Consider the following 21,621-nt stretch of genomic DNA (forward strand, 5'->3'; position numbering starts at 1 on the left):
GGAAACTAGAAAATCCTGCTTACGCTAGGTTCTACAAATAGGTTACCAGAGATACATCCGGATATTCTAGTGATTACGAAAAAGTGTTTATCCTTACGTCGCGTAGCCCATTCAAACGAACAGTTTCCCACGTTTTAGGCTATAGCTGCTTCAAAACTAAGCGATTGCATCGGCAGAGTAGTGATGTATTGCAAAACTGCTGCACTTGGATCTGCAATTTTGCGACACTGCATGTCGCGTGCAGGCAAGTCGCACGCTGCAGATGAGACCTGAGGATCGAAAATGATTTTCAGCAAATTTTGGCCACCCAGTTGGCCAAACCCCGCCCTTTACCATGCGTTCATTAAGTAAGGTTTTCCTTACGTCCTTTTAAGTTGTTCTTAATAGTGACGTTTTTGGGCACCTCTAACCCCAGAAAGAACAAGCAGTTTTTGAATATGATCGATTAAGAGCTGCTGTTGCTTGCGTGCCATCGCGAAAGTTTACCTAAGGTAAGACTAAAGGTGATCTTTTAATTAATAAAAAAGGATGAAATATTAGCCTTTAGTGCGATTTACTTGATCTTTTACCCGTCATCCCTCCACTGACTGGATAGTTCCATGAATCGTATTGGCGTCAATTCCATCTTGGAAAACTGGCAACTGTCCCTGCTATCCGCCATCGTTGCGGTCGCCATTTCGATGATCGCGCTGGCTGGATGGCAGGCGGACAACTATGCGCTGGTGACTGTTCTGGACGGCCTGTCGCCCATGCAATCCTCAACAGCGCTGGGTATTCTACTGTTGGCCTGCTTCATTGTCGCGCGAATCTCGGATGCCCGCCAATTGATGGTGGCCTGCTTGGTTGGCATCGTGGCTCTGACGATTGGCGACAAAAGCTATTGGATGTTCAAAGGCTTTGCGCTGACCGACATTGCGGCGGGCAAAGGCCAGATGTCGAATACGACCGCCCTGTGGTTCTTGATGGCTGTTGGCGGCTTTTACGCCGCTACCTTCGCACGCTCTGACAATCAGGCGTTGGTTATGCATGCTGTTGTGGCCTGCGCGGCGGGCGCAAATGCGTTGGCGCAAAGTTCGTCGGTGTACAATATTCAATCGGCGGCGATCTTTCCGGGCGCATCGTTCAAAGCATCCCTAAGTTTCATGGTCATTTGCGGCCCCGAGGCCCTGCGTCTGCTGACCAACCGACTGAAGCTTAACACAAAAGGCCGCTTTGCCTTCCTTGTGTCCACAGCGTTTGTGGCGTTCCTGCCGCTGTCGCTTTTGCTCAGCTTGCTGCTCCAGACATCGAACATGAGTACGGTCGAAAGCTACCAGAAAAGCGTTGAGGACAGCACAACAACGGCACTGCAACTGAACCTGAGCCAGTTGGCGAAGACAATTGACGTGATGTCCCACGCAATCAGCGAAGCTGAGACCATCGACCCGCAGGACTTCCGCAAATTTGCCGAGCGCTATTTCTCGATGACTCACGTTGCCGGGGTGTCTTTGACCTCTGCCGATGGCAGGATTATTGCGGCCTATCCGGCTGAAATCGAACAGCGCATTATCGGATCGCAATACGATTATGACGTCGCCAGAGCGCAGGCGTTCGAACAAGCAATGGCCACGGATGATCCTGTCGCAACCGCGCCCTTCCGGCTAATTTCGGGGCCCCTTCGCAATCTGGTCATGCAGCGTGTCGTCGCAAAAGACGGCTCTGTCGCGGTCATGTCTGTGAACGTCAGCGCGGCCAAACTGTTCGAGGTTTCGGGCATCCTGAGCAACCGGTTCTCGTTTTTGCTAACCGACGCCGGCGCGACGCTACTGGAATCCAATGAACCGCTGACACCCGGCGCGATCCCCGCCCGCGCGACAAAGATCGACTTTTTCGGCCGAGACTGGCGCTTTTCGATCTCTCCCAGCGCGACCCATCTGATGTCCCTGCGGCAGTTGGATCCGTTGATCGTGACACTGGTCGGCGCCGCCCTGTCGTTCTTTGCGGCATTCCTGTTTGCGGTGATCATCTGCCAAAGCAGACGGGCCCTCAAAAGCGCCGAAAGCACCCGCGACCGTCTGGCCGACGTCATGGAAGGTGTGTCGGACGCAATTATCTTTACACGTCCGGACGGCACCATCACCCGCGCCAACCGCGCAGCACTGATGTTGTTGGGTGATCGCGACCTTGAATGCATCGGGCAATCGATTGACCGCTTCTTGCAGGATTATGACTTTTCCGAATTCGATGCAGCCTTCGGCGAACGTCATATCGACTATGACGCCTTCAAGAACATCCAGAAGTTCGTTCCGATGAAGGGCGACACCCAGATCGTCAGCATGTCGTCGTCGTTCATCTTCCCCGATGTGCAAGCGCGCAATCAAAGCTATGAGCAGGTGTTTTTCCTGACCTCGCTCGGGCCGCTGTTTGAAGAGTTCAAGCAGCAGACCGAACTGACGCAAAAGCTGATGCGATCCAACGAGGCGCTGTCGCGCTTTGCCTATATCTGTTCGCACGACCTGCAAGAGCCGGTGCGTATTGCGCTGACCTTCAGCCAGAAACTGCGGGAGTATCTGGATAGCAACCAGCTGCTGGACAAGAAAAGCGAGACCTATCTGCGGTTTATCGAAGACGGCACCAGCCACAGCCGATCGTTGATCCGCGATATTCTTGCCTATTCGAAGATCGAACATGACAACGTCGTGTCGGAACCGGCCTATCCCACCGAGGTGGCAGGCGCCGTGAAGGCTCTGCTAGAGCCGGAGCAAGCTGCTAAAGTCCAGATCGACGCCAACCTGCCCTCGGTGATGGTGAACCCCCGGCAACTGCATCAGATGTTCCAGAACCTGATCAGCAACGGACTGAAGTATCAAGACACCCCCGAAACCGCGCAGGTCCGGATCTATGGGCATGAGGAGGACGGCCTCGTCGAGCTGTGCGTGCAGGACAACGGCATCGGCATCCCAGAAAACCGCGGGGACGAGGTCTTTGCGATTTTCCGCAGGCTGCACCGGCGGGAAAAATTCTCGGGGACCGGCATCGGTTTGTCGAACTGCCAGAAAATCGTCGAACTTCACGGCGGCCGCATCTGGCACACCCCCGCCCCGGGCGGCGGCACGATCTTTCACATGACGTTTGAACAAGCGAAGGAAATCACCCTGAATGTCGCATGAAACGATAAAAATTCTGCTCATCGAAGACAACGAGGCAGACATCATGCTGACGCAAGACGCGTTTGAGGACGCCAAATTGCGCAATGAAATGGCCATCGCCCGTGATGGTTATGAGGCACTGGATTACCTGAACCAGACGGGTCAAAGCGAAGGCGCCGTGCTGCCCGATGTCATTTTGCTGGACCTGAACCTGCCCGGCCCCAGCGGCAAGGAAATTCTGGCCCATGTGAAATCCACACCGCACCTCAAAGACATTCCAGTGGTGGTTCTGACCAGCTCTGAAGACCCCCGTGAAATCAAACAGATCTACGATCTGGCCGCCAATTGCTACATTGCAAAGCCGATCGACTTGGATAAGTTTCTGGAAACCATGCGCGGGATCGAGCATTTCTGGGTGCAGATGGTCGCGCTTCCGACGGAACCTGCATGAGCCAAGGCACGGACATCGAAAAAGCCCTGTCGCTGATCATTCACGACATGGGCGCGCCTCTTCGCGCCGCGACCTATTTCACCAATAGGGTCCGCAAGGCCGGCGAAAGTCAGGACAGCGCAAGCCTTGAGCGGGATTTGGACATGCTACAGCAGTCCATCGTTCAGGCACAGGATGTTCTGGACAGCGTGCGCGGGATCCGCTCGATCCTGTTCCATTCGGCTAAGAGCGTTTCGTTCGGCCTAGATGATATCAGGCTGTATCTGGCGTTTGAGTTCAGCGGCGCGGACATCACGTTTGAGGTCGCGGATCAGACCGTTACGGGCTGCAATCATCTGATCAATCTGGCCGCCAAAGAGGTTGTCCGGAACGCCCTGACCCATTCTGACGCCCGCAGGGCCCATGTGAAAATCGCCCATAACGACGGCGAGTTATCCGTCATCGTGCGCGATTCAGGCCCCGGCATTGACCCAGCCTTCGCAGACAGGGCGACGGCCCCTTTTCAGGTGGGCACAATCGAAAAGAAGCGCAGCGGGTCAAAAGGCATGGGCCTCTACTATGCCCAACTTGCCGTGGAAAAGCTGAATGGCAAGCTGTCTTGGACGCAAGCTGACGACGGGTTTGAGGTGTCGATCACCTGCCCGATGCCCGCCGGATGATCCTCTATCTAATTGCGATCGCGTAAAGGCGTTCCTTATGCCGCGCGAAGGCGTCTTTGCCGCCTTGCGCCGCGGAATCGCTGCACGGTTTCCCCTAAAGTTGTGAAGTAATTCTTCACAACACTCAAATTCTTCCTGATTTCTTTCGCCGTGAACTCTCCTCATGGTTGCAAACACGGGAGGACAACATGCCTTTGATTTTATGCTGTTTCAGCTTTGAAACGGCGCAAAGCCTTGCGCCTATTTCTATGAGATTTCTGGTCATGGCGGCACAGACGCTATGACTTCTTTAAGTTCATCTACAACCCTTGCAGAAAGACAGTCTAACCCGCAGCGGCCCTTGGTGACCCTGCGCGGCATCCAGAAATCCTTTGGTCCGACCCATGTGCTGAAAGGCGTGAACTTTACCGTCCGGCCTGGCCAAATCCATGCGCTGCTTGGCGGGAACGGCGCAGGCAAAAGCACGATGATCCGTGTGATCACCGGTGAAATCCGCGCGAACGCGGGCGATCTTCATCTGCAAGCCTCACACGGGGGCGATCCCAAGGTCGCCGTGGTCTACCAAGAGCTGGCCTTGATCCCCGATCTGACCGTGGCCGAGAATATCGCCTTGGTCCACGCGCCCTCGGGTTTTGCTCTGAAACGGCAGGCGCAGGCGGCCCTCATTGCCGAAGAGGCGCTGTCGTTGATCGACCCGCATCTGGCGCGGACAGCCCTGTTTCGCAAGGCGGGTGATCTGTCCATGCACGAAGGCCAGATCGTCGAGATTGCCCGCGCCCTCTCGACCGGTGCCGAGGTGCTGTTGCTAGACGAGCCCACCGCAAACCTGACCGCCGCCGAAACCGAACAACTCTTCGCAGTCCTGAAAGGGCTGGCCAAAGACAAGGGCATCGGGATCGTTTTTGTGTCGCACCGGATGAAGGAAATCCGGCAGCTTTGCGATGTCTGCACGATCATTCGGGATGGCAAAACGGCCATTGATGCGCGGCCTATCGGGATGCTGACGGATGCGGCGATCATTCAGGAAATGGGCCAGCCCGCCCACCGTGCCGAGGCGCAAATCGCCCGAAATGACGGGCAGCCCGTCGTCGCGACCCTGACAGGACCGACCATCCAGCATCCAATCCAGCGCGGGACGATCTTGGGACTAGCAGGCGCGCCAGAAGGCCCCGCCCATGTGATCTCGTCCCTGATCGGGCACGGGCGGCACCGCGATTGGTGTATGACGGGGGACGGCTGGGGCAACGCGCCCACCTCTCCTCGCGACGCTGTCGCGCAGGGCATCGGCTTTGTGTCTGGCGATCGGGCCACCAAAGGCGTGCTGGCGCAGTTGCCGATCATCGACAACGTGCTGGCCTCGCGGCGGGTGCGGGAAAGGCGGCTGTTCGTCGGACAGAACGAACGGTCCGAATGCGCGGGGCTGATGCAGGCACTGAAGGTCAAGGCCGGATCAGCGTGGGACCGCCCCGGCACCCTGTCGGGCGGAAACCAGCAGAAACTGCTGGTCGCGCGCTGGTTGGGGCTGCCTCTGAAGATGGTGGTCTTTGAAGAGCCGACCCGCGGCGTCGATATCGGCACCAAACGGGACATGTACGCGCTGATCCGCCAGATGGCCGAGGAAGGCACCATCGTTGTGTGGTGGTCCACCGAAAACGTGGAGCTGCTTGAGCTGTGCCACGAGATTCTGGCCTTTGACACCGAGGGCCAGCCCAAAGGATTTCTACCCGCTGACAGGTTCGACGAAGACGCCTTGGCGGAATTGACGGGGATGGCTGCATGAACAGCACTTCAAACACACTGGACACCAATGGAACCACGGACACACGGGCCAAGCCCCCTTCGGTTTTGTCCACTTACCGCACAGAACTGGCCATTGCGGGTGCCATCATTGTCATCATGCTTGGCGTCGGCGCTTTCGTTCCGGCGGCGCTATCTCTGGGAAACTTTGCCAATATCGCGCAGGCCGCCGCGCCCTTGGTTATCATGGCGCTTGGCATCCTGTTGGTGATCATCACCGGCGGAATCGATCTGTCTGTGGGCTCGGTCTTTTCGCTGACAGGCATGGTGGCGGCATCAGCGATGGCGAACGGCGTGGACGGGTTCACCGCCAGCCTGATCGGCCTAGGGGTAGGCGTGGTCTTCGGGGCCATCAACGGCGCACTTGTCACTTTGGCGGGGCTGGCCCCGTTTGTGGTGACCCTGATCACCTACGCGGTCGCCGGATCGCTGGCCTTTATTGTGACCAATGGCCGCTCGGTCGGAGTTGCGGCCCCGAATTACTGGCTGTTTAACAGCGGATCGCTGGTGCCGGGCATCGCCAACTATGTGCTGTTCTGCATCATCTTCCTGATCTGCCTTGAGTTTGTGCTGCGCAAGGTCACCTTCGGACGCTGGTTCTATGCGGTTGGCAGCTCGTCCACGGCGGCGCATCTGCTGGGTGTTCCGGTCAAGCGCACTCGGTTCGCGGCCTATGTGTTCTCCAGCACCATGGCCTCTTTCGCGGGCCTTCTAACACTGAGCTACATCCTGAACGCCGAAAGCACATCGGGCGCGTCACTGATGTTGCAGGCGATTGCGGCTGTGGTGATCGGCGGAGCCAGCCTGTTCGGCGGCACAGGATCGGCGGTCGGCGCGGTATTGGGTGCCTTGATGATCACGGTAATCCAGAACGGCGTGAACCTGATTGGCATCAACAGTTTCTGGCAAGGCTCGGTCACGGGTCTGGCCATTCTGGTGGCGGTCCTGATTGACCGCTTCAGCCAGAAATAACCCCTTTATTTCAAAAGAATATCATCGCGGAGGAGATATGATGATGATTTTCAAGAAAGCAATTCTTGCGGCATCCTTGCTGGCAGTCGCCACCGGAATGGCCCATGCCGAAGACAAAAAGACGGTGGCCTACATCGCCCCGTCGCTGGACATCGACTACTGGCAATGGGTCGCCCGCGGCGTGCAGCAAAAAGCGGAAGAGCTGGGAATGGAGTATGTGGAATACACCTCTGAAAACTCGCCCGCGAAACAGATGGACAACGCCCGCGTGGCCGTGACCCGCGGCGTCGATGCGATCGTGATCGGGCCGGTTAGCTCGACCTCGACCCCGCCGTTCCTGAACTACCTTGAGAAAGAGGGCATTCCAGTGGCCTTCACCGGCATCGGCCCGCAACCGGGTCTGACCAACTACACCTCGGCGGTGACCGCGAACAACTATGAGACCGGCATCGCCCAAGGCAAATTCACCTGCGAATTGGCCAAAGAACGCGGTGGCAACAAGGTTGGTATGCTTTCGCTGCCCCAAGACCGCGAGAATGCGCAAAAGTACCTGAAAGGCGCGGAAGAAGCCTTTGCCGACAACGGCTGTGAACTGGTGCAGATGCTGGAAACCAAAGGCCTCACGATCAACGAAGCGGTCACACAGGCGAACGATCTGCTGACCGCGAACCCTGACGTGAAGGCGATCTACGGCATGTACGATCAGGCGGGCACTGGCGCGGCAAAGGCGCTGGAGACGCGCGGCATGACCGGTCAGGTCGCAGTGACTGTGGCTGACGGCAGCCCCACCACCATCCAGCTGATGAAGGACGGTGCCATTCAGGGCATCTTCTTCCAAGAGGCCGTGGGCCAAGGCATCGACGCGACCGAGCAGGTCTACAAGTCCCTGAACGGCGAGGAAACCACGCAGGATATGGCGCTGCTGATGCCGCTTGTAACCGCTGACAAGATCGACAGCGACGAAGCAAAGGCCGTCATCGCGCGCGTCTTCCCGCAGGATTGATCCGGCTCTCCACCGCCTTCGGGCGACAACCTGCTGGCTCCCGTTACTGACGGGGGCCTGTCTTTCCTTGCTTTGACAGAGGTTGCTATGAGCGACGACATTCCCCTGATCGACCCGCACCACCATCTGTGGGACATCACGAACAACTATTATCCGTGGCTGAACGACGGTGCCAAGCCTTCGGCCTTCGGCGATTACAGCGCCATCATCCACGACTATCTGCTGGATGATTTTCTGGCCGACGCCGCAGGTCAGAACCTTGTGAAATCGGTGCATCTGGATGTGGGCTACGACCCAGCCGATCCGGTGGGCGAGACCCGCTGGCTACAGGCCATCGCCAACAAGCGCGGCTTTCCCCACGGGATTGTCGGCTACGCGGACTTCAGCAAACCCGATGTGGGCGATCTACTGGATGCCCATATGGACAGCCCCAATTTCCGCGGCATCCGCCAATCGATGAACTATCACGAAGACCCGGCCAAGACCTATCTCTCGTGCCCCGAGGTCAGCCGCACCCCCGAATGGCGGCGCGGATTTCAGGAGTTGGTTCGGCGGGATCTGAGCTTTGATTTGCAGCTCTACTATCCCCAAATGGCCGAGTTCCACGAACTGGCCCGCGACTTTCCCGACACCCAGATCATCCTGAACCACACCGGCATGCAGGTGGACGGGATCGAGCATTTCGATGCATGGCGCGAGGGCATGCGCACACTGGCCTCAGCGCCGAATTTGGCCTGCAAAATCTCGGGTCTGGGAATGGGGGACTTCAACTGGACCACCGAAAGCATCCGCCCCTACGTGGAAGAGGCCATCGCGATCTTCGGGATCGACCGCTGCATGTTTGCCTCGAACTTCCCCGTGGACAAACTGTTCTCAAGCTACGGGACGATTTTCGACGCCTTTAAACAGATCACGGCAAGCTACAGTCGGGACGAGCGGATGAAGCTGTTCCATGACAACGCCGAACGGTTCTACAAACTGTGACGGAAAACGGCGACACACGGGGGAGGACATACCGTGTGCCGCCGATACTTGCTAGGCACCGCCACTCGGGCGGTGTCTCTACATATAAACAGTCGAATATGTATATTTAAGGTGGTAACGCATGCCGCGTTGCAAGTGTGCGGTTGCGGTGCTGCCGCGCCTCCAAATGGTTATTCTGCCAGATCGCGCATCACGGAGATCAGGTCCGATTTCCCCTCGAACCCAATGCCGGGCAGTTCGGGCATGGTGATGTGACCGTCGATCACCTGCACCCCGTCGGGAAAGCCGCCGTAGGGTTGGAAGAGGTCGGGATAGCTCTCGTTCCCGCCCAAGCCCAAGCCCGCCGCGATGTTCAGGGACATCTGGTGGCCGCCGTGGGGGATGCAGCGTTTGGGCGACCAGCCCGCCTGATCCAGAACGTCCAGAGTGCGCAGGTATTCCACCAAACCGTAGGACAGGGCGCAGTCGAATTGCAGCCAGTCGCGGTCAGGGCGCATGCCGCCGTAGCGGATCAGGTTGCGGGCGTCCTGATGCGAAAACAGGTTCTCGCCCGTGGCCATCGGGGCGGGGTAGAACTCGGCCATCGCGGCCTGCAACTGATAGTCCAGCGGATCGCCGATTTCCTCGTACCAGAACAGGGGGTACTGGCGCAGCATCTTGGCGTAGGCAATCGCGGTCTCCAGATCAAAGCGGCCATTGGCGTCCACGGCCAGCTGCGCCTCTGATCCGATTTCATCCAGAACGGCCTCGATCCGGCGCTGGTCCTCGGCCAAGGAAGCACCGCCGATCTTCATCTTGACCACGTTATAGCCGCGATCCAGATAGCCGCGCATCTCGGCCCGTAGGGCGCCGTCATCCTTGCCCGGGTAGTAATACCCCCCCGCCGCATAGACGAAGACGCGGGGGTTGGCCTCAAGGCCCTTCATGTCGGCCAGCATCCGGAACAGGGGCCTTTCCGCGATCTTCGCGATGGCATCCCAGACCGCCATATCGATGGTCCCCACCGCGACCGAGCGTTCCCCGTGACCACCCGGCTTTTCATTTTGCATCATAGCGGCCCAGATTTTATGGGCGTCCAGATTGCTGCCGTCTTCATTCAAGAGGGACGCAGGATCGGCCTCAAGAATGCGGTCCCGAAAGCGTTCGCGGATCAAACCGCCCTGACCGTACCGCCCGTTCGAGTTGAACCCGTAGCCCACCACCCGACGCCCATCGCGGACCTGATCGGTCACCACCGCCACAAGGCTGGCGGTCATTTTGGAAAAGTCGATGTAGGCGTTGCGGATGGGCGAGGCGATGGGCTTGGTCACCTCAACAATATCAATGATGCGCATGGCATTCTCTCCTGATTGGTTGGCCTCAGGCTACGCGCCACGGGGGCGCAAAGAGAAATGCCGTTTCCGGCTATATTCATACTGAATGCGTATTAATCATGTGGCGGCGGCCCTGTCCCAGACCGCCTCACAATGGGCAGAAAGGCGGGCGCGCGGGCGGTGCAGGACGATATCCACGGGGACCTGATCACTGTCACTGGCCCGTACCAGAGCGCCGCTGTCCAAGGCATCCTGCGCCAGTGTCAGAGGCAGCCACGCGATGCCTTGGCCGGACTTGGCCAGCTCCAGATTGCTGGCCGCAAGGACAGATCGCATCCGCACCTGACCAGCCACCCCTTGCAGGATCGCATGCAGGCCAGAGGCGGGCGCGTATGCCAGCAGCGGCGCATCGGGACCAGGTCGCCACATCGGTTCGCCGTCCTTGTCCGGCGCACAGAGGGGCAGCAAAATGTCCTGCCCGATGGTGATGGTGCGAAAGGCTTGCAGCGCCGCGGGTGCCTCGCCCAACCCCCTGTGAGAGATAAAGAATTGCGCTTCACCCCGTGCCATCAACTGCAAGCACGACTGAAAGCTGTCGGACACAAGGTTCAACGTTCCTGCCGTCGCTGCGCCGTAAATCCCCATCAGCCAGCGGGGCACAAAGGTGTAGGACAGCGCGTGAGTGGCGGCCAAGGTCAGGGTCTTTTGGGCAAGACCTGCGGCGGCCAGCGCCTCGGTCCGCGCGTCTTGGGCCATGCGCACCAGCGCCTCGGCGCGGGGTAGAAAAGCGCGGCCTGCTTGGGTCAGGGTGACGCTGCGGGTGGTGCGCTGGGTCAGGGGCGTGCCGATAGCATCCTCTAGCGCACGGATACGGCGCGAGAAGGCAGGCTGGGTCATATTGCGCCCCTCGGCGGCGCGGGAAAAGTTCAGCGTCCGCGCCAGTTCCAGAAAATCCTCGATCTGCGACAGGTCCATGATCGCCCTCTGACACATGCCTAAGCCGTATCAATGACACGGGCTGGCCCGCTTGTCGACGCCTCACCCGGGCGGATCAGCCTTCCAGCAGTTCAGGTGCGATCTGGAGGGGCGTGGCGGCGTTGACCTCTTGCAGGCGGCGGGACAGCAGATCGACGAAAAGGCGCACCTTGGCGGTCAGCTGGTGCCGCTCTGGGTAGATGGCGGTGATGTTGGCGCTTTGGAAATGTTTGGGCAGCAGCACCTTCAGCGTGCCGCGCCGCACGTGGTGGGCCACGTCCCATTCGGACCGCAACATGATCCCCCGCCCCGCCAGCATCCATTCGCGGGCCATCTCGCCATCGTTGGTGCTAAGCTGGCCGTTCACACGGACGGAATCCGCGTGGCCGTCTACTTCGTCAAAGCGCCAGATGTCGTAGATGCCATGCTCTTGCCGCAGGACGATGCAACTGTGCTGCGCCAGATCGCTTAAGGTCTGCGGCGTGCCGTGCTGTTCCAGATAGCGGGTCGAGGCGCAGATGAACCGCCGGTTCCGCTGCAACACCCGCTGATACAGCCCCGACGGCGGCGGCGAGCCGAAGCGGATGTTCAGATCCACCCCTTGCTCCACAAGGTTCAGGGGCGCGTCCGTGACCACCAATTGCACCTCAACATCCGGATAGAGCGCCGAGAATTCGGCCACGCAGGGCGCGATATAGCCACGGCTGAAACCAAAGGTCGCGTTGATCCGCAGCAGACCCGAGGGGTGTTCCTGCCCCGCCCTTAGCGACGTTTCCAGTTCCTCAATCTCGCCCAATAGGCGTTGGGCTTTGGCGAAATAGGCCGCGCCTTCGCCGGTCAGGCTGACCCGCCGCGTGGTGCGCTGCATCAGGCGCACGCCTAGACGGTCCTCAAGCCGCGCCAAACGACGACTGACCGCAGAAGGCGTCACGCCCAATTCCCGCGCAGTTCCGGCAAAGCTTTCGTGCCGCGCCAGCGTGACAAAGAACCCTAGATCGCCTTCGCTCATTCGTTCCCTCAACGCACTAATGAACTTCCTATTCTGAAATTAACAAATTCAATGAACCAGTCTAGGGTCTATCCATTCGGACAGAGGAGGTCCGGATCGAATGCCCGTCTCGCACGGGCGCAACGGGGCGCTGACGCACAACAATTCGAACCGATAGGGCGACCGGCCCCATCCGATCTGCACCCGCAGGCCGGACACAGTGGAGGATTACCATGAGAACTATTCTGACAACGGCATTTGCCGCGCTGGTGGCAGCCAGTGGCGCACTGGCCGAAGGCTTTCCCGACAAGGCGATGACCTACATCATCCCCTTCAACGCAGGCGGCGAATCCGATGTCTCGGCGCGCTATCAGCAGTCCGAGTGGGAGGCCGTGACCGGCCAGCAGGTCGTGATCCAGTACCAGCCCGGCGCGGGCGGTGCGCAGGCGTGGTCGCAGCTGAATTCGCTGCCCGGTGATGGCTATACGGTGATGGGCATCAACATGCCCCATACGGTGCTGCAACCGCTGGCGGGGTCCGTCGGGTACAAGACCGAAGACCTGACGCCCGTGCATTATTTCCACTACACCCCCAACGCGATCTTTGTGACCAAGGACAGCGAATACCAGACGCTGGCTGATCTGCTGGACTATGCCAAGGCCAACCCCGGCATGGTGACCTTTGCGGGATCGGGTTCGAACTCGGCCAACAATCTGGCGGCGGTGCAGTTGAATGCGGCGGCGGATGTGATCACCACCTATGTGCCGTTCTCGGGCACCGGCCCGTCGATCACCGCGATCCTTGGCGGCCAAACCACTGCGGGCTTTAACTATGCGACCTCGGGCGTGGCGCAGGGCGATGCCTTGCGGATGCTGGCCGTTGCCGCCGAAGAGCGTATGCCCGCCTTCCCCGATGTGCCCACCTTCAAAGAACTGGGCTTTGACATCGTAGGCGGTGCCTATCGCGGTGTGGCTGTGCCTGCCTCGGCCTCGGAAGAGACCCGTCAGGCGGTGTCCGATATCGTGTCCAAGATCAACGCGCAGCCAGGCTTTGTCGAGAAGATGGAAAGCGGCGGCTTTGTTCTGACCGACATCGGCTACGACAAGATGGACGCCTTTGTTGCCGAACGCGTCGAGGAATACACCGCAGGCGCCAAGGCGCTGGGGATCATCAAGTAAACGACGATGGACATTCTCGGCTACCTTCTGGACGCGATGACACCCTTTAACCTGATGCTGGCTTTGGTCGGCGTCATACTGGGAACGATCATCGGCGCATTGCCCGGACTTTCGGCGACCATGGCGGTGGCCGTGCTTGTCCCGTTTACCTTCACAATGGATCCCGCCGGGGGGCTGATTGCCCTCGGCGCGATCTACACCGGAGCCATCTACGGCGGGGCCTATGCGGCCATTCTGGTGAACACACCCGGCACGCCCTCGGCGATTGCCACCACCTTTGACGGCTTTCCCATGGCCAAGCGCGGCGACGGGGGGCTGGCGATTTCGCTGGCCACGCTTGCCTCGGTGGCGGGCGGGATCGTGGGGGCGCTGGCCCTGTTGATGCTAGCCCCGCCGCTGGCACGGGTGGCACTGGCCTTTGGTCCGACTGAATACTTCTGGCTGGCGATGTTCGGCCTAACGCTGATCGCTGCCCTGTCTGTGGGCAACACCGTGAAGGGTCTGATCGGCGCGTGTATTGGCCTGTTCCTGTCGATGGTCGGTGTGGCCGTGGTGGGGGGCGATGTGCGCTATACCATGGACATGCAACGGTTTCTGGCCGGCGTTGACCTGACATCTGCGATCATCGGCCTTTACTGTGTGCCGGTCATTCTGGACCTTGTCGCCTCGCCCGATCCGCATCTTAGCCCCTCGGCCACGGGTGGTCTGCGGGTGATGGAAGGCGCGCGTCACGCCCTTAGCCGCTGGGGCAACCTGCTGCGATCCTCCGTGATCGGCACAGTGATCGGTATTCTGCCCGGTGCGGGCGGCTCGATCGCGGGTCTTGTCAGCTATTCCGAGGCCCGCCGTACCGCCAAACGCCCCGAGACCTTTGGCAAGGGCAACCCCGACGGCGTCATCGCCACCGAGGCCGCCAATAACGCCACCGTCGGCGGGGGCTTTATCCCGACGCTGGTGCTTGGCATCCCCGGCACGCCGCCGGACGCGATCATCATGGGCGCTCTTCTGGTGCAGGGCATCAAGATCGGGCCGACCCTGTTCACCACCGATGGCAATGTTGTCTACACCTTCATCTGGGGTCTGCTGATTGCCACGCTTCTGATGCTGCCTGTGGGTCTGCTGATCGGCCGCTATGCCTATGGCTTTATCATCAAGGTCCCCAAGACCCTGCTGGCCCCCACGGTTGCCCTGCTGACCATCATCGGTGCCTTCGCCATCCATTCCAACGTCGCGGACGCACAACTGATGGTGGGTCTGGGTGTGATCGCTTGGGTGCTGAACCGTTACGGCTTTCAACCCTCGCCTATCGTGCTGGGGCTGGTGCTGGGGTCCATCGCGGAACAGGGCTTTGTGCAGACCTATCTGATCGGCAATGCCACAGGCCGCCTGCCAGAGATGTTCTTCAGCCGTCCCATCAGTATCGGCATTATCATCGCCGCCCTTGTGACCCTGCTGTTCCCGATCTGGGCCGACTGGAAGGCCAAGCGCCGCGCCCAGATGAGCGAACCCGTGGCCGACGAAGGCACCACCATCGCGCCGGAAATCAAGACCCGCGATCTGCCCTCTATCGGCTTTGCCGTGGCCTTCATCGCCCTTGGCGCGGTGATCTGGACCGGTGCCTCTGGCATGTCGATGCTGGGATCGGTGTTCCCCAAGACCATCGGGGCTGCGCTGGCGGTGTTCTCGGGTCTGCTGGTCATCCAGCACCTGCGCCGCCCTGCCGCTGAGCCCAAGCCGCGCCAACGGGATGCTGGCGCAATCCGCCGGATCGCCTTGGGGGCCGTGATGCTGGCGTGGGTCTTTGTAATGCCGCTGGTCGGCTTTCTGGTGACCAGCTTTGCCGCCTTTGCCGCGATCATGTTGATCGCTGACTATGACCGCCCGCCCCTGCGCCGCTGGCTGATCTGGGGGCTGACCGGCCTGCTGATCTGCTCTGGCTTCTGGTGGCTGATGGCCAACGTCCTGCTGCTGCGGATGCCCGCAGGACTACTTTTCTAATCGGAGAATAAAATGACTGTTAAGACGCATAAGATCGCCGCAATCGGCGGTGACGGGATCGGTGTGGAAGTTGTAGACGCCTGCCTTGAGGTGCTGGACGCACTGGCTGAACGCGACGGCGGCTTTGCCCTAGAGACCACCAACTTTGACTGGTCCACCGACCGCTACAAGCGCACCGGTGAGTTCATGCCCAAAGATGGCGCGGACCAGCTGCGGGCCTTTGACGCGATCCTCTTTGGCGCGGTGGGTGCGCCTGATGTGCCGGACCACCTGACGCTTTGGGGCCTGCGCCTGTCGATCTGCCAGCCCTTGGACCAATACGCCAACGTGCGGCCCACGCGGATGCTGCCGGGCATCACCTCGCCTCTGCGGGGTGTGGACCGGACCGAACTGGACTGGGTCATCGTGCGCGAGAACTCCGAAGGGGAATACGCAGGCCAAGGGGGACGTTCGCACCCCGGTCTGCCGATTGAGGTGGCAACCGATGTGTCGATCTTTACCCGCGCAGGGGTGGAACGCATCATCCGCTATGCCTTCCAGCTGGCGCAAAAGCGTCCCCGCAAGCTGCTGACTGTGGTGACCAAATCGAACGCGCAGCGTCATGGCATGGTCCTCTGGGATCAGATCGCCGCCGAGGTCGCGCAGGACTTCCCCGATGTGACTTGGGACAAGATGCTGGTGGACGCGATGACCGTGCGCATGGTCATGCACCCTGACAGCCTTGATACGATTGTGGCCACCAACCTGCACGCGGACATCCTGTCGGATCTGGCGGCGGCGCTGTCGGGGTCCATCGGTGTGGCGCCCACGGCGAACCTGAACCCCGAACGGGACACTCCGTCGATGTTCGAACCCATCCACGGCTCGGCCTTTGACATCACCGGCAAGGGCGTTGCCAACCCCGTGGCGACCTTCTGGACCGCCGCCATGATGCTGGAGCATTTGGGCGAAAAGCCCGCCGCGGATCGCCTGATGGCCGCTGTCGAAAGTGTCACCGCCGATCCTTCTCTGCACACGCCCGACTTGGGCGGCAAGGCCACCACTCGCGCCGTCACTGATGCGGTCATCGCCGCGATCCGTGGCCGCAATGCCTGAGGCCTCCATGAGCAACGCATTGAAAATCGCTGTCATTGCCGGTGACGGCATCGGCAAAGAAGTGGTCCCCGAGGGCATTCGCGCCCTTGAGGCCGTCGCCAAGCGGCACAAGATCGGGCTTGAGTTTGACGAGTTCGACTTTGCCTCTTGCGACTATTACCAGCGCCACGGGCAGATGATGCCTGATGACTGGAAAGCGCAGATCGAAGGTCATGACGCCCTGTTCTTTGGCGCGGTGGGCTGGCCGGATACGGTGCCGGATCATGTGTCCCTCTGGGGTTCGCTGATCCAGTTCCGGCGGCAGTTCGATCAGTATATCTCGCTCAGGCCCGCGCGGCTAATGCCGGGGGTGCCTTGCCCATTGGCAGGGCGCAAACCGGGCGACATCGATATGTGGATCGTACGCGAGAATACCGAGGGGGAGTATTCCTCGATCGGTGGCAAGATGTTCGAGGGCACCGACCGAGAGGTCGTCATGCAGGAAACGGTTATGTCCCGTCACGGGGTTAACCGCGTGCTGGCCTATGCCTTTGAACTGGCAGCGAAACGGCCAAGGGGGCGGCTGACCTCGGCCACGAAATCCAACGGGATTTCCATCACCATGCCGTGGTGGGACGAGCGTGTCGCAGAGATGGCGCAGCACTACCCAGAGGTCACCGTGGACAAGTACCACATCGACATTCTGACCGCCCATTTCGTGCTGAACCCTGATCGGTTCGACGTGGTGGTCGCCAGCAATCTGTTCGGGGATATCCTGTCGGATCTGGGGCCTGCCTGCACCGGCACCATCGGGATTGCGCCCTCGGGCAACATCAACCCCGAGCGGAACTTTCCCTCGCTGTTCGAACCTGTCCACGGCTCGGCCCCCGATATTGCGGGGCAAGGGGTGGCGAACCCCGTCGGGCAAATCTGGGCAGGCGCGATGATGCTGGACCATCTGGGCCACGCCGAGGCCGCCGCCGAGATGGTCAGCGCCATTGAAACCGTGCTGGCACAGCCCGCCCTGCGCACCCGCGATCTGGGGGGCAGCGCGGACACCGTCACCTGCGGAAAGGCCATCGCTGATGCCCTGTCCTGAGGCCCGCACCTTGCTGCGGTCGTGCTTTGGCGCGGCCGTGGCGGCGGCCGACCCGATGTCTGCCCTGCCTGCGGCGCTGCCTCCTCGGCCCGCAGGCAGGGTGGTGGTGATCGGCGCAGGCAAAGCCAGCGCCCGCATGGCCGAAGCGGTCGAGGCCGCTTGGGGCCCCTGCGACGGACTGATCATCACCCGCGACGGCTATGACCGCCCTTTGCAGGGGATCAGGGTTGCTTTGGCGTCCCATCCTGTGCCTGACCAACGGGGGTTTGATGCCACCCAGCGCATGGTGTCGCTGCTGCAAACCTGCGGCTCCGACGATTTCGTCCTGTGCCTGATTTCAGGTGGCGGCTCGTCCCTGCTGACGTGGCCTGCGGGGGAAATTACTCTGGCGCAAGAGCAGGACATGAGCCGCGCTTTGCTGGCCTCGGGCGCGCCCATCGGGGCGATGAACACCCTGCGCAAGCACCTAAGCCGCATAAAAGGGGGCAATCTGGCCGCTATGTGTGAGGCAAGGATGCTGACGCTGATCATCTCGGACGTACCGGGGGATGATCCGGCGGGCATCGCCTCTGGCCCTACGGTGGGTGATGTGACGACCCAAGCAGACGCGCTGCATATCGCGCAGCGCTGGAACATCCTGCTGACGCCGGAACAAATGGCTGTGCTGACGGGCGATCCGGTGACGCATCGTCCAGACAGCCCCGCCTTGAGCGAAGTAGAAAACCGCATCATCGCCGCCCCGATGCTGTCCCTTCAAGCCGCCGCAGATCTGGCGCAAGATCAGGGCATTTCTGTCCGCATCCTTGCCGATGATCTTGAAGGCGAGGCCCGTGATCTGGCCCGCGACCACGCGGCTCTGGCATTGGCAGAGCAATCCCGTTTGGCTGCTGGCGAACGCCTGCTACTGCTGTCGGGCGGGGAATGCACGGTCACGCGGCGCGGTGACGGCACGGGCGGACCGAATGCCGAATACGCCTTAGCCTTGGCCCATGCATTGAACGCCGCCAGCGGTATCTCTGCCATCGCCTGCGATACGGACGGAGTGGATGGCGCCGCCGATGTGGCGGGCGCCTTTGTGGACGCAACCACCTTAGGCCGCGCCCGCGCGTTGGGTCTGTCGGCCAGCAAAGCCTTGGCAACCAACGACAGCCATAACTTTTTCGCCGCCCTCGGGGATCAGATCATCACCGGCCCCACCCTGACAAACGTCAATGATTTCCGCGCCATCCTGATCTCAGGCCCCGCGCGCTAAAGCCTTTCCGGAGACCCATAACATGCGCCAAAGACGCGCCAAGATCCTAGCCACTGTCGGCCCCGCCAGCAGTGATCCCAAAGTGCTGCGCCAGTTGTTTGAGGCGGGCGTAGACACCTTTCGCCTGAACTTCAGCCACGGCACCCACGCCGACCATGACGCGGTGATCACCGCCCTACGGGCGCTGGAACAAGAGACCGGCACCCCCATCGCCATCCTCCAAGACCTGCAAGGGCCGAAAATCCGGCTTGGAGTTCTGGGGGGTGTGCGGCCCGTAAAACAGGGCCAGACCCTGCGCCTGATCAACAGCGACACAGCGCAGGGCGATGATATCCCCCTGCCCCATCCGGAAATCTTCGCCGCTCTGAAGGCAGGCGACCGGCTGCTGGTGGACGATGGCCGCGTCTGTCTTGTCGCGACCAAGGTCACAGAGGGTACGATCGCGGCCAAAGTGGTCTCGGGCCACGCGCTGAACGACCGCAAAGGGGTGAACCTGCCTGATTGTGTCTTGGAGATGCCGTGCCTGACCGCCAAAGACCGCGCTGATCTGGAATTCGGCCTGTCGCGCGGGGTGGATTGGGTGGCCCTGTCTTTTGTACAACGGGCCAGCGATCTGGAAGAAATCGCGCAGATCGTGCAAGGCCGCGCAGGCATCGTGGCCAAGATCGAAAAGCCCTCGGCCTTGACACAGATCGAGGCCATCGTGACCCGCGCCGACGCTATCATGATTGCGCGGGGTGATCTTGGGGTCGAAATCCCGCCAGAGGCCGTGCCGGGCCACCAGAAAGACATCATCGCCCTCTGCCGCCGCATGGCAACGCCAGTGATCGTGGCAACGCAGATGCTTGAATCCATGACCTCCGCCGCCGCGCCCACACGGGCCGAGGCTTCGGACGTGGCGACGGCAGTCTATGACGGGGCCGATGCGGTGATGCTGTCCGCCGAAAGCGCCGCAGGGCAATATCCGGTCGAGGCCGTCGCGGTCATGGACCGGATCATCAAAGCGACCGAGTCCCATCAGCTATATCTGGGGGCGTTGGCCGCAAGCCGCGAACCTGCGGTGACGCCCGCCGACACCATCGCCAATACGGGGGCGAAACTGGCCTGCGCCTTGGGTGCGCGGTCCATCGTGGCCTATTCCCGCAGCGGGGCCACGGCCCTGCGCGTCTCGGCGCGGCGGTCCGGTCTGCCGCTGGTGGTGCTGACCCCTGATCCGGCGGTCCAGCGGCGCATGGCATTGGTCTGGGGAGCAACGGCTTGCCAAGACAACGCGGCCTCTGATCATGGCGGAATGATCCGGCAAGCGCAGCAAGGCTGCGAGATGCTTTTGCAAGGGGCGGGCTGTTTCGTGATGCTCTGCGGCGAGCCCTCAGGCGCGTCCGGCCAGACCAACAACATCCGCGTCGGAGCGTTTGGAGGGGCGTGAAATAGTAGCCCCATCCACAAGCGCCCCGCTGGATCAGACCACCAGCCCGTGGGCATAGAGCAGTTCAATCACCATAGCGGCGGTCCATGTGAAGTGGGCCCCGCCGCAGGGTTCGGCGGTGATGGGATCGTGGTATTCGGCGAAGCCGCTGTCCTCGATCAGCGCCAGACAGTCGCCGACAATGCGGGGAACCATGGCGGTCTCTCCGGCCTGCTCTAGCCCGTCCGCGATCATGAAGTTCACGATCAGCCAGACCGGTCCGCGCCAGTAACGCAGCCCCTCAAAATCGGGCGAGGTCGGGTCGTGGCTGGGGACCAGATAATTACAGCTGTGCGACAGCACCTCGACCCGTTGGCTAAGGGCGGCCGCACGGGCTTTGGGGATGGGCGCAAAGGCGGCAAGGATGCCGCCGATCGACGGGCTGTCCAGCAGATCGCCGGTGGTGCGGTCAAGGCAAGCGTATTGACCAAGGCGGTCATTCCACAGGGTCTCCATCGCGTCCAAGCCGCGACGGGCCATGTCCCGCGATTGCACGGCGATATCATCCAGCCCCAGACGTTCAGCCAGATCGGCGATGTCATTGCACGAGCGGATCAGGATGGCGTTGAAACCGGGATCAACCATCTGAAAAGGCGAGGCATCGTGCAGCTTGGAGTTATCCCAGCCAAGCGCGCGGAAGGTCTGCACCAGCCAGATATAGCGTTTGTACTGGTCATCTGTGGGGCGATGCGCCGGATTGGCGTGGGTGGTGTCGCGGCGGGTGAAGGGGGCAACGCCCTCGGTCGGGACACGCTCAAAGGCCGCGTCCCAATCGACCGAGTTGTCGCGCCCCGTCTCCCACGGGTGCAGGACGGCGACCAGACCAGTGCCTTGGGGATCACGGCAGCGGTAGAACCACTGGTGCCACGCGTGAATCTTGGGCAGCAGCGCCCGCGCCTGTTCATCGGCCAGCACCTTGTCGTGGGCACGGGCGTGGATGCGCGCCACGGCAAAGCCCGCCACCGCTGGCTGGGTGATCCCCGATGTGGGAGGCGTATGTCCGGTGCCCCAGACCTCTGGCCCCGGAAAGTACCCATCGTCGGGCCGGTGAAAGATGATGTGCGGGACCATGCCGTCGGCCCATTGGTGGGCCATCAGGGTCGTCAGCTCTTGCCACGCGCGGGCCTCGTCAAAGTGGGAAAACCCCAACGCCGAAAGGGCAGAGTCCCAGTTCCACTGGAACGGATAAAGCCCGTGGGTCGGCACAGTGTAGGTGCCACGGTCATTGTCGCGCATCACCAGACGCGCGTGATCGATCATTTCGTGTCTTTGCATAGGTCTAGTC

The 21,621-nt window shown here is 60.9% G+C and carries 17 protein-coding genes; 13 read left to right on the top strand and 4 right to left on the bottom strand.

The window, feature by feature from the left end:
* Positions 1 to 599: 599 nt before the first annotated feature.
* The 7 genes from CLV74_RS16575 to CLV74_RS16605 all read left to right on the top strand — a co-directional run bounded on the left by CLV74_RS16575 (position 600) and on the right by CLV74_RS16605 (position 8,994).
* Positions 600 to 3,149 (top strand): ATP-binding protein, encoded by a 2,550-nt coding sequence (locus CLV74_RS16575; protein WP_106266976.1) that lies wholly within the window; start codon positions 600 to 602, stop codon positions 3,147 to 3,149.
* Positions 3,139 to 3,579 (top strand): response regulator, encoded by a 441-nt coding sequence (locus CLV74_RS16580; RefSeq protein ID WP_106266978.1) that lies wholly within the window; start codon positions 3,139 to 3,141, stop codon positions 3,577 to 3,579. Before CLV74_RS16575 ends, CLV74_RS16580 begins: the two co-directional genes overlap by 11 nt.
* Positions 3,576 to 4,238 carry a sensor histidine kinase gene (locus tag CLV74_RS16585; protein ID WP_106266981.1) on the top strand — a complete coding sequence of 221 codons (663 nt, stop codon included), beginning with the start codon at positions 3,576 to 3,578 and terminating at the stop codon, positions 4,236 to 4,238. The genes CLV74_RS16580 and CLV74_RS16585 overlap by 4 nt, the downstream gene beginning before the upstream one ends.
* 343 nt (positions 4,239 to 4,581) lie before the next feature.
* Positions 4,582 to 6,018 (top strand): sugar ABC transporter ATP-binding protein, encoded by a 1,437-nt coding sequence (locus CLV74_RS16590; RefSeq protein ID WP_245888579.1) that lies wholly within the window; start codon positions 4,582 to 4,584, stop codon positions 6,016 to 6,018.
* Positions 6,015 to 7,007, top strand: coding sequence for an ABC transporter permease (locus tag CLV74_RS16595; protein ID WP_106266984.1), 993 nt, complete (start codon positions 6,015 to 6,017; stop codon positions 7,005 to 7,007). Before CLV74_RS16590 ends, CLV74_RS16595 begins: the two co-directional genes overlap by 4 nt.
* 43 nt (positions 7,008 to 7,050) lie before the next feature.
* Positions 7,051 to 8,010, top strand: a complete 960-nt coding sequence (locus tag CLV74_RS16600; RefSeq protein ID WP_211299069.1) for a substrate-binding domain-containing protein — start codon at positions 7,051 to 7,053, stop codon at positions 8,008 to 8,010.
* Positions 8,011 to 8,097: 87 nt separating this feature from the next.
* Positions 8,098 to 8,994, top strand: coding sequence for an amidohydrolase family protein (locus CLV74_RS16605; RefSeq protein ID WP_106266986.1), 897 nt, complete (start codon positions 8,098 to 8,100; stop codon positions 8,992 to 8,994).
* Between the two features lie 170 nt (positions 8,995 to 9,164).
* Here CLV74_RS16605 and CLV74_RS16610 read toward each other — a convergent pair whose 3' ends face one another.
* The 3 genes from CLV74_RS16610 to CLV74_RS16620 all read right to left on the bottom strand — a co-directional run bounded on the left by CLV74_RS16610 (position 9,165) and on the right by CLV74_RS16620 (position 12,291).
* Complete coding sequence (locus tag CLV74_RS16610) at positions 9,165 to 10,328, bottom strand: mandelate racemase/muconate lactonizing enzyme family protein (RefSeq protein ID WP_106266989.1); 1,164 nt, start codon at positions 10,326 to 10,328, stop codon at positions 9,165 to 9,167.
* A gap of 96 nt (positions 10,329 to 10,424) precedes the next feature.
* Positions 10,425 to 11,282 (bottom strand): LysR family transcriptional regulator, encoded by an 858-nt coding sequence (locus CLV74_RS16615; RefSeq protein ID WP_170108085.1) that lies wholly within the window; start codon positions 11,280 to 11,282, stop codon positions 10,425 to 10,427.
* 76 nt (positions 11,283 to 11,358) lie between these two features.
* The gene (locus CLV74_RS16620; RefSeq protein ID WP_106266993.1) at positions 11,359 to 12,291 is read right to left on the bottom strand and encodes a LysR family transcriptional regulator; all 933 of its coding nucleotides are present in this window, start codon (positions 12,289 to 12,291) and stop codon (positions 11,359 to 11,361) included.
* 212 nt (positions 12,292 to 12,503) lie between these two features.
* Between CLV74_RS16620 and CLV74_RS16625 the strand changes: the two genes are divergently transcribed.
* From CLV74_RS16625 to pyk, 6 genes are read left to right on the top strand one after another with little or no spacing between them, the layout of a single operon-like run.
* Complete coding sequence (locus CLV74_RS16625; RefSeq protein ID WP_106266995.1) at positions 12,504 to 13,448, top strand: tripartite tricarboxylate transporter substrate binding protein; 945 nt, start codon at positions 12,504 to 12,506, stop codon at positions 13,446 to 13,448.
* Positions 13,449 to 13,454: 6 nt separating this feature from the next.
* On the top strand, positions 13,455 to 15,446 hold the full coding sequence (locus CLV74_RS16630) for a tripartite tricarboxylate transporter permease (protein ID WP_106266998.1): 1,992 nt from the start codon (positions 13,455 to 13,457) through the stop codon (positions 15,444 to 15,446).
* A gap of 12 nt (positions 15,447 to 15,458) precedes the next feature.
* A complete protein-coding gene (locus CLV74_RS16635) occupies positions 15,459 to 16,541 on the top strand; it encodes a tartrate dehydrogenase (RefSeq protein WP_106267001.1) in 1,083 nt (360 codons plus the stop codon).
* Between the two features lie 7 nt (positions 16,542 to 16,548).
* Complete coding sequence (locus tag CLV74_RS16640; RefSeq protein WP_106267003.1) at positions 16,549 to 17,619, top strand: tartrate dehydrogenase; 1,071 nt, start codon at positions 16,549 to 16,551, stop codon at positions 17,617 to 17,619.
* Positions 17,606 to 18,871, top strand: coding sequence for a glycerate kinase type-2 family protein (locus CLV74_RS16645; protein ID WP_106267005.1), 1,266 nt, complete (start codon positions 17,606 to 17,608; stop codon positions 18,869 to 18,871). The genes CLV74_RS16640 and CLV74_RS16645 overlap by 14 nt, the downstream gene beginning before the upstream one ends.
* Positions 18,872 to 18,893: 22 nt before the next feature.
* Positions 18,894 to 20,297 carry a pyruvate kinase gene (gene pyk, locus CLV74_RS16650; protein WP_106267007.1) on the top strand — a complete coding sequence of 468 codons (1,404 nt, stop codon included), beginning with the start codon at positions 18,894 to 18,896 and terminating at the stop codon, positions 20,295 to 20,297.
* Positions 20,298 to 20,330: 33 nt separating this feature from the next.
* Here pyk and CLV74_RS16655 read toward each other — a convergent pair whose 3' ends face one another.
* The gene (locus CLV74_RS16655; protein WP_106267009.1) at positions 20,331 to 21,611 is read right to left on the bottom strand and encodes an MGH1-like glycoside hydrolase domain-containing protein; all 1,281 of its coding nucleotides are present in this window, start codon (positions 21,609 to 21,611) and stop codon (positions 20,331 to 20,333) included.
* Between the last annotated feature and the right edge of the window lie 10 nt (positions 21,612 to 21,621).

Origin of the sequence: Donghicola tyrosinivorans, assembly GCF_003003355.1 — a bacterium.
Lineage (GTDB): Bacteria > Pseudomonadota > Alphaproteobacteria > Rhodobacterales > Rhodobacteraceae > Donghicola > Donghicola tyrosinivorans.